This window comes from Nocardia sp. NPDC002869 (genome assembly GCF_046764065.1).
GTDB lineage: Bacteria > Actinomycetota > Actinomycetes > Mycobacteriales > Mycobacteriaceae > Nocardia > Nocardia rhamnosiphila.
This window is the reverse complement of record NZ_JBKOOL010000068.1, coordinates 1-13,015: the sequence shown is the minus strand read 5'-3', so window position 1 is coordinate 13,015 and position 13,015 is coordinate 1. Positions and strand designations below refer to the sequence as shown.

11 protein-coding genes are annotated in these 13,015 nt (G+C 67.6%); 6 read left to right on the top strand and 5 right to left on the bottom strand.

The features are described 5' to 3' along the window. Positions 1-146 precede the first annotated feature (146 nt). On the top strand, positions 147-1,004 hold the full coding sequence (locus ACLML9_RS14795) for an ion transporter (RefSeq protein WP_411946062.1): 858 nt from the start codon (positions 147-149) through the stop codon (positions 1,002-1,004). Here the strand turns inward: ACLML9_RS14795 and ACLML9_RS14790 are convergent. From ACLML9_RS14790 to ACLML9_RS14780, 3 genes are all read right to left on the bottom strand, one after another. Next, the gene (locus tag ACLML9_RS14790) at positions 985-2,196 is read right to left on the bottom strand and encodes a low temperature requirement protein A (protein ID WP_411946061.1); all 1,212 of its coding nucleotides are present in this window, start codon (positions 2,194-2,196) and stop codon (positions 985-987) included. The genes ACLML9_RS14795 and ACLML9_RS14790 overlap by 20 nt on opposite strands. A 72-nt stretch (positions 2,197-2,268) precedes the next feature. Next, complete coding sequence (locus tag ACLML9_RS14785) at positions 2,269-2,727, bottom strand: SRPBCC family protein (RefSeq protein WP_411946060.1); 459 nt, start codon at positions 2,725-2,727, stop codon at positions 2,269-2,271. A 174-nt stretch (positions 2,728-2,901) separates the two neighbouring features. Then, positions 2,902-3,087 (bottom strand): DUF1918 domain-containing protein, encoded by a 186-nt coding sequence (locus ACLML9_RS14780; RefSeq protein WP_364589606.1) that lies wholly within the window; start codon positions 3,085-3,087, stop codon positions 2,902-2,904. A gap of 247 nt (positions 3,088-3,334) precedes the next feature. On the opposite strand from ACLML9_RS14780, the gene ACLML9_RS14775 reads away from it, so the two are divergent. The 3 genes from ACLML9_RS14775 to ACLML9_RS14765 all read left to right on the top strand — a co-directional run bounded on the left by ACLML9_RS14775 (position 3,335) and on the right by ACLML9_RS14765 (position 6,392). Beyond that, on the top strand, positions 3,335-3,910 hold the full coding sequence (locus tag ACLML9_RS14775) for a dihydrofolate reductase family protein (RefSeq protein ID WP_411946076.1): 576 nt from the start codon (positions 3,335-3,337) through the stop codon (positions 3,908-3,910). 178 nt (positions 3,911-4,088) lie between these two features. Then, positions 4,089-5,354 carry an aspartate kinase gene (locus ACLML9_RS14770; RefSeq protein WP_411946059.1) on the top strand — a complete coding sequence of 422 codons (1,266 nt, stop codon included), beginning with the start codon at positions 4,089-4,091 and terminating at the stop codon, positions 5,352-5,354. A 3-nt stretch (positions 5,355-5,357) separates the two neighbouring features. After that, positions 5,358-6,392: an aspartate-semialdehyde dehydrogenase gene (locus ACLML9_RS14765; protein ID WP_411946058.1), complete on the top strand. Its 1,035-nt coding sequence runs from the start codon at positions 5,358-5,360 to the stop codon at positions 6,390-6,392. Between the two features lie 21 nt (positions 6,393-6,413). Here the strand turns inward: ACLML9_RS14765 and ACLML9_RS14760 are convergent, their stop codons facing one another. Both ACLML9_RS14760 and ACLML9_RS14755 read right to left on the bottom strand, forming a co-directional pair. Beyond that, complete coding sequence (locus tag ACLML9_RS14760; protein ID WP_411946057.1) at positions 6,414-7,772, bottom strand: serine hydrolase domain-containing protein; 1,359 nt, start codon at positions 7,770-7,772, stop codon at positions 6,414-6,416. A gap of 1,357 nt (positions 7,773-9,129) precedes the next feature. Further along, positions 9,130-10,407: an FAD-dependent monooxygenase gene (locus tag ACLML9_RS14755; protein ID WP_411946056.1), complete on the bottom strand. Its 1,278-nt coding sequence runs from the start codon at positions 10,405-10,407 to the stop codon at positions 9,130-9,132. Positions 10,408-10,513: 106 nt separating this feature from the next. Between ACLML9_RS14755 and ACLML9_RS14750 the strand changes: the two genes are divergently transcribed. Beyond that, positions 10,514-11,095, top strand: coding sequence for a TetR/AcrR family transcriptional regulator (locus ACLML9_RS14750; protein ID WP_411946055.1), 582 nt, complete (start codon positions 10,514-10,516; stop codon positions 11,093-11,095). A gap of 218 nt (positions 11,096-11,313) precedes the next feature. Then, positions 11,314-12,261: an NADP-dependent oxidoreductase gene (locus ACLML9_RS14745; RefSeq protein ID WP_411946054.1), complete on the top strand. Its 948-nt coding sequence runs from the start codon at positions 11,314-11,316 to the stop codon at positions 12,259-12,261. The last annotated feature ends 754 nt before the right edge of the window (positions 12,262-13,015 follow it).

Below are 13,015 nucleotides of genomic sequence, written 5' to 3'. Positions count from 1 at the left end.
CGGCGGTGACCGCGCTACCGGATTACCCCGGCCGTCGCCGGGCGAGTCCTGCTGAGTGGTGCACCCGCCGCTGACCGGCGCCGTACGCGGGCCATATGACGGGGCGGCGGGTAATACTGGGCGGCGATCTTTCGGCGTCGAAGGGAATGCAGGTGTCAACACCGTCGTCCACGGAGTCCGGTCCCCGGTACGTACCCGAAACCCCCGAGCCCGAAAGTTTCCCCCGGAAACCGCCCGCCCTGTGGACCGATTTCGTCATGCTGGCGCTGGCCGCGATCTCGGTCGTGCTGGTGTGCTGGATCACTTTCTTCGAGGTCGCACCCGAGACCCACCGGGTGATCGTCGGTGTCGACTACGCCATCTGTGCCGTTTTCGCGCTCGAGTTCCTGTGGCGCTGGCGCCGGGGCGGCTGGCCGTGGACCTTCCCGTTCGTCTACTGGTACGAAGTCGTCGGCATGATCCCGGTGGCCAGTCCGTTCTTCCGGGCATTCCGGTTGCTGCGGATCGTGGTGATCCTGGTCCGGCTGGCCCGCGTCGCCGACCGGGTGTTCGGTGATCGCGTCACCGCCGCGGTGATCAACCATTCGGTGGGCACGATCGTGGAGGTCATCAAGCGCCCGATGACCATCGCGATCATGGAGGAGGTCACCGCGGTCCTGCGGACCGGGCACTACACCCGCAATATCGCGGCGGCGCTGGAGGAGAACCGCAGTGAACTCGACGAGATGATCGTCGAGATGATCAAGAACGATCCGCAGACCGGCCGCGTCCGCTACATCCCGTTCCACGACGAGATCATCCGCCTGGTCGCCGACACCGTCTTCCGGATCCTGTTCCAGGTGCTGGCCGATCCGCGCACCGATGAACTCGTATCGGACATGATCCGGGAGAACGTGGACCAGATCCGCGAATCTGTGCGCACCGGGGTCAAGGTGTCGCCGTCGGCCTACGGTCCGACCGCGCATCACCTCACTGCCCGGCACCTCACTCGGTGGGATGTCTGATGTGGTCGCGGGTCTCCGCGAATCGCAGAGTCTCCCAGCCGATGAGCGCGGTCAGGACCGCGCCCAGCACAGCCAGTGCCGCGAGGGCCGGTAGTTTCGCGGCGAGGGGGGTGAGTGCGCACAGCGCCACCGCGGTGACCGGCCGGAGCCATCCGGCCCGGCCCGTACCGAACCAGCCGAATCCGATCAGCCCCACCAGGTAGAGCACCACTCCGCCGTACAGCGCGACCAGCGGTATGCCGGTCAGCGCGTCGGTGAGCGTGTGCTCGCTCTCGTCGCCGACGTAGGACAGCACCTTCTTGAGGCCGAGCGAGAGGGCGATGATCCCGACGATCATCGGGAAATGCCAGAAGGTGTAGCAGGTCCGGGCGATCTCGATCTGGCGGGCGCCGGTGGCCGCCCGCAGCGCATGTTCGACCCGGAGGGCGTCGGTGTCGAAATAGGCCCACCACAGCAGACCCGACACCATGAGCCCGAGCATGGCCGCGACCACGATCGGCCAGGAGACGGGTAGCCCGGCGACGCCGATACCGATGGCGACGATGGATTCGCCCAGCGCCACGATGATGATCAAGCCGTGCCGTTCGGCGAAATGCGCGGGGGAATTCAGCCGCCAGTTGTTCCCCGCGAAATGTGTCCACAGATAGTCGCCGCCGATTGCCGCGATCCAGAGGCAGATCTGGACGGTGCCGCGGGTCTCGGCGGCGATCACCAGGAGGGCGGTGCCCACGGTGATGGATCCGAGCGCCCAGCGCAGCACCTGTCCCCGCAACTGGGCGTCCGCGGCGCTGGCCAGCCAGAACATCGCGAGATGGACCACCCGGACCAGCAGGTACGCCATGGCGAAGACCAGCGGGCCGTACCAGCCGCCGGGTAGGTCGTCGAATGCTTCCGGAATCGCGATGGCGGCCAGAAAACCGCCGCCCATGGCGACGAACATGGCGACCCGGGTCACCCCTTCGTCGGCCCGCACCACATTGCCGAGCCAGGCGTAGTCGATCCACACCCACCACAGCACCGCCAGGACCAGCAACGAGCGCAGCATATTGACTGCCGTGGGCTCCGCGGCCGCCAGATCGGTGACCATCGTGAAGGCAAAGACCAGGACCAGGTCGAAGAACAGTTCCAGCTGGGTGACCGAGGCGTTCTCGCCCATCGGCTGGATCCGGCCGCGTCGCGTGAGACCTGGCATGGGCCCTATCGTGGCAGCTCCGGGGCCGTTCGAACGGAGATCACGCGTTCGGCGCGGGCGCGTCGGGCGGGCTCAGACGAGGTCGTAGGTCTCGGATTCGGGGAACTGCTCGGTGTAGGCGACGAAATTCTCCACCAGGGCCTCGTAGGATTTGCGGACCGCCCTCTTGCCCAGAAATCCGGGCACGGGCAGCGGCGTGTACTGCTCGACGTGCAGCAGCACTTCGCTACCGGTTTCACCGGCGGTGACCTCGAAGGATCCGCCGCCTCTGATACCGCGGGTGCTGTCGGAGACCTCCCACGACATCCGGTTCTCCGACCAGTCGAACTCCCACACCTGCATATCCGGGGTATTGGAGACCGAGACCTGGATGAAGACCCGGCGCGGCCGGCCCTCTTCATCGCGCCCCGCCACGCGCGCGTCCTCGAAATCGGGCGACCATTCGGACAGCATCTCGACCGCCATCAACGCGTCTATCACCTGGTCCGGGTCGGCCTCGACGGCGAATCTGATATCGGTCTTCGTACGCATGCTGTCCCTCGCGCCCCCGGTTATTACGAATCGGCCACGATTCTTCCTCGGGGGTCGCGTGATCGTCAACACGCTCGTTCGCCGCGGCGGTGATTCCGCCGGCCGGTATACCGGCCGCACGAGTTTGCGGGGCCGGTCCTGAACCGGGGTCCGCTGTCCTGTCGCGTGGGCAGGTCAGGGTGTTCGTTCGACTGTCGCGTCCGGGCCGGGAAAGACCAGGGACTCGTGTCCGTCGTCGAAACGCACCAGATACGGCGGTGTTCCGTCGCGGCCGTGAACCTCTACGATCTCTCCCTCGTGGTCGACCTCGCCGACGATGTGCCCGTGCACGTGCAACCGGTCTCCGACGTTTGCCATCATGCAGCCCATTATTCGAGCCTTATGGCACGCATCACAACCCCGATCGGTTCGCTATCGGTCTATTGGTGGCGGCTCGTAATCAAGTCGGGCGCCGGTTATCGAGTGTGTTCGTGTTCGTTCGTCCGATCGACGGCCAGTTCGATATACGCCCGGAGTAACGTACGCGCGCCCGCCCTTGACACCACTCCATATGTAGTACTACGTTCTAACCACTTCAGTTGGAGTGATACGAACAGGGCGGTACCTCATACGAAAGCTCGTCTACTACGTGGCCGTCTCCCTCGACGGCTATATCGCCGGTCCCGGCGGGGAGGTCGACTTCTATCCCCTCGGCGCCGATATGGCCGAGTGGATCAACGAGCGCTATCCCGAATCCGTCCCCGGGCATATCCGTGAACAGGCGGGTATCGCATCCGACGTGCCGAACCGGCACTGGGACACGCTGATCATGGGCCGCGGCACCTACGACCCCGCACTGTCGGCGGGCATCGCCAGCCCCTGTCCCCACATGAAGCAGTACGTCGTCTCCACCACCTTGGACAGCATCGCCGAGCCGGAGATCGAGCTGGTGCGCACCGATCCGGTCGAACTGGTGCGGCGACTCGAGAAGGAGGAGGGCAAGGACATCTGGCTCTGCGGCGGCGGCACCCTCGCCGGTGCGCTGCTCGAGGAGATCGACCAGCTCATCTTCAAGAGCTACCCGGTGCTGGCCGGAACCGGCGTCCCCGTCCTGGGCGGAGTTTTCCGGCCCACGCGGTTCACTCCCGTGCGGCGGCAGGAGTTCGGCAACGGAGCGCAGGTGACCTGGTTCGATCGGGTTTGAGAGCCATTCGGGGGGCCGCCGGGCCCGCCCGCGCGTGCGGCGGGCCGCGAGCAGGTAAACGTGACGTCACCTGGCTGTGTGTTATTCCACAGCCAGGCCGGATACTCCCGGAACAGCGTGGCCGGCATCGGTACGCTATTGCACTGATCGCCTGTTCGCTGACATTGGAGGACCCCTCGTGGCACTCGTTGTCCAGAAGTACGGAGGATCCTCGGTAGCCTCTGCCGACCGGATCCGTCGCGTCGCCGAACGGATCGTCGAGACGAAGAAGCAGGGCCACGACGTGGTCGTGGTGTGCTCAGCCATGGGCGATACCACCGATGAACTGCTCGACCTGGCCGAGCAGGTTTCGCCCGCGCCCCCGGCCCGGGAGATGGACATGCTGCTCACCTCCGGTGAACGCATTTCCAACGCCCTGGTGGCCATGGCCATTCACAGTCTCGGCGCCGAGGCGCGGTCGTTCACCGGCTCCCAGGCCGGCGTCATCACCACGTCGGTGCACGGTAAGGCCAAGATCATCGACGTGACGCCGGGCCGTCTGCGCGAAGCCCTGGACGAGGGAACCATCGTCCTGGTCGCGGGTTTCCAGGGCGTCAGCCAGGACAGCAAGGACGTCACCACGCTCGGTCGTGGTGGTTCCGACACCACCGCGGTCGCGCTGGCCGCCGCGCTGGATGCCGATGTCTGTGAGATCTACACCGATGTGGACGGAGTCTTCACCGCCGATCCGCGCATCGTGAGTGATGCGCAGAAGCTCGAGCAGGTCTCCTACGAGGAAATGCTCGAGATGGCGGCCTGCGGGTCGAAGGTACTCATGCTGCGCTGCGTCGAATACGCGCGCCGCTACAACGTGCCCGTGCATGTGCGTTCGTCCTACACCGACAAGCAGGGCACCTATGTATACGGATCGATGGAGGACATTCCCTTGGAACAAGCAATCCTGACGGGCGTCGCGCACGACCGCAGCGAGGCCAAGGTGACCGTGGTCGGGCTGCCCGACGAACCCGGATACGCCGCCAAGGTGTTCCGTTACGTGGCCGAAGCCGAGATCAACATCGATATGGTCCTGCAGAACATCTCCAAGGTGGAGACCGGCAAGACCGACATCACCTTCACCCTCCCCAAGGCCGACGGCGTCCGGGCGGTGGAGATGCTGAGCAAATACCAGAGCGATATCGGCTTCTCCCAGGTGCTCTACGACGACCACATCGGCAAGGTATCGCTGGTCGGAGCCGGTATGAAGAGCCATCCCGGGGTCACCGCCACCTTCTGTGAGGCGCTGGCCGAGGCCGGTATCAATATCGACCTCATCTCCACCTCCGAGATCCGGATCTCGGTACTGGTCAAGGACACCGAACTCGACGACGCCGTGCAGGTGCTGCATCGCGCGTTCGATCTCGGCGGCGACGAGGTCGCCGTCGTTCACGCCGGAACGGGGCGATAAGCGATGGGTGTGCGTGTAGGTGTGGTCGGCGCGACCGGTCAGGTCGGCGCCGTGATGCGCAAACTGCTCGAGGAGCGCGATTTCCCTGCCGACGAGGTGCGGTTCTTCGCCTCGGCGCGTTCGGCCGGTAAGAAGTTGCCGTGGCGCGGCGGGGAGATCGTGGTGGAGGACACCGAGACCGCCGACCCGGCGGGCCTGGATATCGCGCTGTTCTCCGCCGGCGCCACCATGTCACGGGTGCAGGCGCCGCGGTTCGCCGCCGCGGGGGTGACCGTGATCGACAACTCCTCGGCCTGGCGCAAGGATCCCGAGGTCCCGCTGGTGGTCAGCGAGGTCAACCCGGAGCAGACCCGCAACCTGGTCAAGGGCATCATCGCCAATCCCAACTGCACCACCATGGCCGCGATGCCGGTGCTCAAACCGCTGCACGACGCGGCCGGGTTGCAGCGCCTCATCGTGTCCAGCTATCAGGCGGTATCGGGTAGTGGTCTGGCCGGTGTCGAGGAGCTCGCCTCGCAGACCCGCGCGGTCATCGACGACGCGGAGAAGCTGACCCACGACGGCAGCGCGGTGGATTTCCCGGCCCCGAACAAGTACGTCGCCCCCATCGCGTTCAATGTGCTGGCCCTGGCGGGTTCGCTGGTGGACGATGGTTCCGGGGAGACCGACGAGGACCAGAAACTGCGCAACGAGAGCCGCCGGATCCTGGGCCTGCCGGAGCTGCTGGTGAGCGGGACCTGCGTCCGGGTGCCGGTGTTCACCGGGCACTCGCTGTCGGTGAACGCCGAATTCGCCGATCCACTGTCGGTACAGCGCGCCCAGGAGATCCTGGCCAAGGCGCCCGGGGTGAAGCTGGTCGACGTCCCGACGCCGCTGGCCGCCGCCGGTACGGACGAATCGCTGGTCGGCCGTATCCGTCAGGATCCGGGTGTCCCGGACGGGCGTGGGCTGGCGCTGTTCATCTCCGGCGACAACCTGCGCAAGGGGGCGGCGCTCAACACCATCCAGATCGCCGAGGTACTGCTCGCAGATCGCTGACGGCGTGGTGCGCCGCCCGGCTCAGTGGATACCCGGGGTGCGCGGATCGTTTCCGAGGCACACCAGGAGGACACAGCCGGGCGGCGCGTCGCTGAACGGCGCCGCGAGCGGTTCCCCGAGACAGGCGAATACATCGCAACCCGGGTACGCGGACTCGCCGATGCCGAAGACCGCGAGCAGGATATCGGTATCGATATAGGAGTTCGGGTCGGTGCGCAGCGGCGGTTCGACGTACGGGCCGGGGTCGGGGGCCGGGGGTTCGTAGAAGGCGGCCAGGAGCCGCCGGAAGAACTCGTGCGGCAGTTCGCCGGTGTGCGCGATGACGCCGGCCGGGCCGTAGGCGCTCATGTTCCCGAACACCCCGGTCCACACCACCACCAGGTCCAGGCTCGGCACGACGAACACGTTCTGCAGGCCGACTCCGGCCATCGCATAGGTGTCGGGCGGCAGGAACGACGCGTTCTCCGCACAGCCGGGACCGGTCCAGAACAGATATCCGTAGCAGGGGTTGGTCGTCGAAGGGGCGGTCGCGCGGGAGAGATACGCGGCGGGCACGATCTGGCGGCCGTTCCAGTTGCCGTTGGCCGCGACCAGCAGTCCGAGCTTGGCCAGGTCGTTCGGCGGTATCAGCAGATGCGCGTACCCGTAGGTGTGACCGGATCGGTCCCGCGCCCAGTACCGGTCGCCGCGTTCGATGCCGAGCGGCCCGAACAGTTCCCGCTGCGCGAAGTCCTGCAGCGGTTCACCGACCGCGAGCTCCAGCACATATGACAGCAGGTCGACGGTGCGCTGGCTGTAGGTGAAGACGGTGCCCGGTCCGTGGTCCAGCGGGACGCCCAGTGCCTGTACCGCGCTGTTGGGGTCGAGCGGTACCGCTCCGGTGAGACCCTCGGTGACCACGCCGGTGCGCATCCCCGAGGTTTCGGTGAGCAGATTCCCGACCGTGATCGCCCGGTGCTGCGCGTCGCCGAGTTCCGGTGGCAGATACCGGCCGATGGGCGCCTCGATATCGATACGTCCCGCTCCGGCCGCGATCCCGGTGAGCAGTGAGACCACGCTCTTGGTCACGCTCCATACGTTCCACGGGGTATTGCCGGTGCGCGCGTTGCCCGGGCCCTCGCCGACCAGGCAGTTGTGCCGGAAGACCTGGATATTGAGGCGATTGCGGCCGGCGGCGAAAGTCAGTGCGTCGGTCAGCCGGGCCGCGTCCAGCCCGGCCTGTTCCGGCGTGGCGCGGGCCGGCTCCCGACCGGAGGACACCTCGCACCGGGCGGTCGTGCCATCGGTTTCCGGTATCGCCTGTGCCTGCGCCGCGAAGAGCTGTCCCGCCATCAGTGTTACCGCTGTGACCCCCGCCAAGAGCCCACCGAAACGCACCATGCGGATCACCCTAATGGGCAGGCGACCGCAGGGCCGGTTATCTCGGGGCCCGGACAGCACGACGCCCCTGCCCGATCGGAAGACCGGCTCAGGGGCGAGCTACCGGCACGATTCTCGCGGTGCCGGCGGGTTGTCGGCGCGGGGCCCGATCAGAGCAGACCGAACCAGTAGACCGCACAGGCCAGGGCCCATAACACCAACGTATCCATCCACACTCCCACTTGTTGTCGTAGCGGATAACTCCATGATGCCCGAGATGCACCGATCCCGGAGCAGGTCCCCCGGCTGTGCCCCGACCTTGTCTGCACTGTGACGAATCGTGGTTGCAGCGTTATAAGTTCACGTTAAGTGCCTGCCAAGCGCGGGGCCGCATTGTTGGTGCCGAGGCCGGGACAACCGGTAACGAGGACACCGCGAAGAGGAACCCGCAATGATCAGCAAGCTGACCGCCACGCCCGCTCCGGGCGGTGCCACCGCCGCGGTGGCGCCGGCTGCCGAGCCCGCCGCGGCGACCGAAAGTGAGCCGGGCACCGCGCCGGCCGGCCGGGCCACAGTGGCGACGAGGTCGTCGGCGCCGGCCCATTCGACGACCGCGCCGCGGCGCGCGGTCGCCGTGGACGAGGCGAGCGGATCCGGTACCGCGCCGCGGCCATCTGTGCCGCGCGAGCCCGTCTGTTCGGCGCCGACGAGCCGGCGATCGGTCGCGCGGGCGGCACCGAACCGGGCGAGATGGGCGCCGACCTGCCGGCGATCGGCTGCCTGATCCAGGTGGCCGCACCGGACTCGGCGTAGCCGGCTGCCGCGATGGCCGGATACGACGCCGGTGGGATGGGGTATGGACCGGTGCCTGGGGAGGAACCGGAAAGTGCCCGGTGGGGGAAGGGGCGGATCCGGGGAGGGATCCGCCGGGAGGGGCGAGGTCGTTCCGGGCCTGGGGAGGAACCGGAACCCCTCGGAGGATAGGGGCCGCGGGAACCGGTGGGGAGCCGGGGAGCGCGGGGTGGGTGGGCCGGTCTGTCCCGCGGGGTGGCAGACCGGCCCATCGGCCGGCGGCAGTGTCCGTCCGGGCCGGCCTCGCGGGGTGACCGGCCCGGACGGCCATCGAGCGATAGTTCGGCTCTTCCGGATGCTCGGCAGCGGAATCGGAAACGGCGACGAGTGTGGTCGATCCGGTCCGCTGCCAGCGGAAGGTAACCGTTCGAGGAATCGGCGATGGTGGTTGCGGTGACGAAAGTGGAGACGACAGCAGTGGGTCTGCCGGTCGGGCGGCGGTCCGGCTGCCCCGGGTTCTCCGGCCCGAGGGCTCACGGTGGAGTCCGGGCCGGTCCGGTCGCCGGCGGCGATCCTCTTCCACCGGTTACAGCGGCAGAGTTACCTGTTGCGCCGCTGGGAGGTCGGTGGAGTAGTCGGGCAGCGTGTAGTCGTCGGTACCGGACAGCATGCGGGTCATCAGTGGCTGCATGATTGTGGAGGTGGTGAGCCGGACCAGGGTCAGCGAAGCCCGGATACCCGCCCGGGTGCGTGGGGTCATGGCCTTCACCCCGCCGGGCGGGAGCTGCTGCGCGGATTCCACGAACGGGCGCAGGATCTCGCTGTACCGGGCCAGTGCGGCGGCCGGCCGGTCCGGTGTGCGCGTGATTTCGCCGACCAGTACGTAGGCGCCGACCAGAGCCATGGCCGTGCCCTGCCCGCTCAATGGCGACCCGCAGTACCCGGCATCCCCGACCAGCGCGATCCGCTCGGTCGTCCAGCGCGGCATGGTGATACGCGCGAGTTCGTCGAAGTAGAAGTCCTCGGCCCGGTCCATGGCGGCGTCGACTTCGGAGACCAGCAGGCCACCGACCGCGAGACCTTCGCGCAGCAACCGCTTCTGGGCCGCCGTATCGCGCCGCAGTGCGGGGTCGGCGGGGCGCCGGATGGTGATCATCGCCTTGGTGGTGGTGGGGTCGGCGTCCGGCCGGAACCCGAGGAAGGTGCCACCGGGCAACAGGTGCACGGTCATCCAGTGCGGGCGGATCCCCGCCGGGGTCGGCATGGTGAAGTACGAGGTGTATCCGCCGAGATAGGTGCTGAACTGCTCTTCGGGCCCGAAGGCCAGCCGCCGGGTGGTGGAGTGCAGGCCATCGGCGCCGACCACCAGGTCGAATTCCTCGGTGGCCCCGGAAGCGAATTCCACCGAGACGCCGTGGGCGTGCTCGCGCAGTGCGTGGATCCATTCGCCGTACCGGTAGTCGAGACCGGGCGCGCCGGGGCGCGCGGTCTCCTCGGCGAGGGCGTCCAGCAGGACCTGGTTCAGATCGCCGCGGGTGATCTCTATTTCGGCTACCGCTCCCTTGCCTTCGAACAGTTCGGCCGGCATCCGGGCTGCTTCGCGACCGGTGGAGTCCACGTACACCATGCCCCGTTCATCGAGCTGGTGCCGGCGGATACCCGGCATGAGACCCATCCGCTCCGCCACGATCCGGCTGGGTCCACGCAGGTCGACGGCCTGACCACCCGGCCGTGGCACGGCCGCGCGTTCGATCACCGTGGGGCGGATTCCGGCGCGCAGCAGTTGCAGGGCGACCGCGTTACCGGCGATACCTCCGCCGGAGATGAGTACGCGGGGTGTGGCCGGGGTGGTCTGTGTGGTCATCGGTGTCCTCGCTCGGAAAGTCGCTCGAATGTCTTAGACGTATGTCTAACACAGATGTAGCACAAACGTCTAGAACAAATGTCTAATACGCGGTTAGAGTGGGGGCATGGGAAACAAGGAGGACCTACTCGCGGCCGCGCGTACCTGCATCTACGAACGCGGGTTCGCCGGCACCACGGCCCGCGATATCGCCACCACCGCGGGCGTCAGCCTGGCCGCCATCGGTTACCACTTCGGTTCGAAGGATCGTCTGCTCACCGAGGCGTTCACCGACGAGACCGGCCGGGTGATCGGTGACGATCTCGAAAGGCGGATCAGAGCGACCGCCGGCCGGTCGGCGGGCGCGGCGTTCCCGGAGGTCTGGGACGGTATCGCCGAGCTGTTCGACCGCAATCGGGATGTGCTGGTGGCGAGTATGGAAAACGTGGTCCGCATCTACCGGACCCCCAGCGAACAGCCGCGGATGGGGGAGATGTACGAGATCGCGGTCTCCGGGATCGCGGATCTGGTCGCCGAGTCCTATCCCGGCCTCGACGGTTCCCGGGCACGTGCCGTCGCGGAGTTGTACTTCGTCATACTCAACGGCCTGGTGATGCAGTGGATGAGCAGTCCGGGCGCGGAAGTGCCCAGCGGAGCCCGGCTCGGAGCGGCGATAAGCGCCCTGACCTCGGACGAACGTCCGGGATAGAGCGTGGGAACGCTGACTTCCCGGCCGGTTCCGGTAGGCGCCGCCACGCACGGGCGTCGATGACTTCGGCCTTCGTTCCGATACTGCGCCCGGGCAAGGGGCCGCGAAGGCGGAATCCTCCGGCGTTCACCGGCCCCGAGCACCCGATGCGGAATACCACCGCTGATTCCCAGGTCGGCCCGGTTCGATAGCTATCGAACCGAAAGGGCGGGAGAACCATGCGGGTCATCGGTTTCGACGAGCCCGGGGGGCCCGAGGTGTTACGCGCATTCGAACTTCCCGAACCGGCCGTCGGTCCCGGGCAGGTGCGGATTCGGGTGCGGGCCGCGGCTGTGAACCCCTCGGACACAGTGACCCGGAGCGGGCTGGTGCACGACCGGTATGCCGGCGTGACACCGCCCTACATCCCCGGCTGGGACGCGGCGGGAACCGTGGACGAGGCCGACCCGGACACGGGATGGCGTGCCGGCGACGATGTCGTCGCGATCACGCTGCCGGTGCTCGACGGCGGCGGTGCGTACGCCGAGAAGATCGTCGTACCGGCGGAATCGGTGGCCGCGCTCCCGGCGGGCCGGGATTTCGCGTCCGCCGCCACCCTGCCGATGAACGGGCTGACGGCCTGGCAGGCCCTCGAGCGCCTGGCCCTGGAGCCGGGGGCGTCGCTGGTGGTGACCGGCGCGGCCGGTGCCGTCGGCGGCTACGCGGTCGAGTTGGCGAAGCACGCGGGGCTCCAGGTGATCGCCGATGCCGCCCCCGCCGACCGCGATCTCGTCCGGGCTCTCGGCGCGGATATCGTCGTCGACCGCGGTGGCGAGACCGTCGCGCAGATCCGGGCCCATTTCCCCGATGGGGTGGACGGAGTGGTCGACGGCGCCCTCCTGCGTGACCGCATCACCGCGGTGGTCCGTTCCGGCGGGGCCTACGCCGCCTTGCGGCCCGCGCGGCTGAACGGCGGAGTCGCGCCCCGCCCCGGCCTGACCGTGCACGAGATCATGGTCGGCACCGATATCCGCCAGAAGGACCGGCTCGATCGCCTTTCCGAACTGGTCGCCTCCGGCGTGCTGACCCTGCGGGTGGCGGATCTGTTACCGGCCGAGCAGGCGAGCGAAGCCCATCGCAGACTCGAAGGAGGCGGGGTGCGGGGACGGATCGTCCTCGAGTTCTGAACCCGGATATCCGGCCCGGCCGGATCGATTCGTACGAAATCGCCGGCGTGTAGCTCGGCCCGGAATACGAAAAAGGCCCCTGACCATCGGTCAGGGGCCTAGTCGTGTCTCGACCAACACGAGTCGGGGTGGCGGGATTTGAACCCACGACCTCTTCGTCCCGAATGTTGATCCGGCGTCCTGCCGGGTATCACGCAGTGCCGCTGAACTGGCAAAACGTCTCGCGCAGGATCGTTCAGTATCGGCCTGTTTCGCGGGGTCCGCTGCCTTCCTGCTGCCACGGCATGCCCCGGTGACTTCCCTTCCCCTGCTTCCTCATACTGGCCATCCTGAGCTGAGGGAGGTCGTGTCAAGGGCGCTCTTTCCCTTGACTCGGCCGAGTGAGGTCAGATAATCGGGCCATGAGGAGGCAGGGATTACGCAACCAGCCCAGTCCCCACGTACGGAAGTCGCCATCAGATTCGTTCGGCAACTCATCCGCGCAGGTCAGCTCGGTGTCGAACCTTTTACGACCGAACCACAGCCAGTCACCCCGTTCGTGGCCGGCCGATTCGTGCTCGACTGCGGAGGCCAAGCCGGGTACGGCTCTCGTCGTGCCCACACTTCTCGGTTATCGAAAATCAGCCATCTCGGGTCGGAAGCGGCAGCGCAGGTGTGCCGCCGACGCACCGGTGCGCCGGTCCCGCCGAGCGTGCGAGGTGGGGGCGGTGTGCCGTAGTGCGGCGGGGGGGCGACGGGCGCGCCGCGCCAGAAG

What these genes read in the sequence shown, in the direction of transcription:
- ACLML9_RS14750 (WP_411946055.1), top strand. Translation starts at nt 10,514, where the DNA reads ATGGGAAACAAGGAGGACCTACTCGCGGCCGCGCGTACCTGCATCTAC.
- ACLML9_RS14790 (WP_411946061.1), bottom strand. Translation starts at nt 2,196, where the DNA reads ATGCCAGGTCTCACGCGACGCGGCCGGATCCAGCCGATGGGCGAGAAC.
- ACLML9_RS14780 (WP_364589606.1), bottom strand. Translation starts at nt 3,087, where the DNA reads ATGATGGCAAACGTCGGAGACCGGTTGCACGTGCACGGGCACATCGTC.
- ACLML9_RS14785 (WP_411946060.1), bottom strand. Translation starts at nt 2,727, where the DNA reads ATGCGTACGAAGACCGATATCAGATTCGCCGTCGAGGCCGACCCGGAC.
- ACLML9_RS14745 (WP_411946054.1), top strand. Translation starts at nt 11,314, where the DNA reads ATGCGGGTCATCGGTTTCGACGAGCCCGGGGGGCCCGAGGTGTTACGC.
- ACLML9_RS14755 (WP_411946056.1), bottom strand. Translation starts at nt 10,407, where the DNA reads ATGACCACACAGACCACCCCGGCCACACCCCGCGTACTCATCTCCGGC.
- ACLML9_RS14765 (WP_411946058.1), top strand. Translation starts at nt 5,358, where the DNA reads ATGGGTGTGCGTGTAGGTGTGGTCGGCGCGACCGGTCAGGTCGGCGCC.
- ACLML9_RS14760 (WP_411946057.1), bottom strand. Translation starts at nt 7,772, where the DNA reads ATGGTGCGTTTCGGTGGGCTCTTGGCGGGGGTCACAGCGGTAACACTG.
- ACLML9_RS14795 (WP_411946062.1), top strand. Translation starts at nt 147, where the DNA reads ATGCAGGTGTCAACACCGTCGTCCACGGAGTCCGGTCCCCGGTACGTA.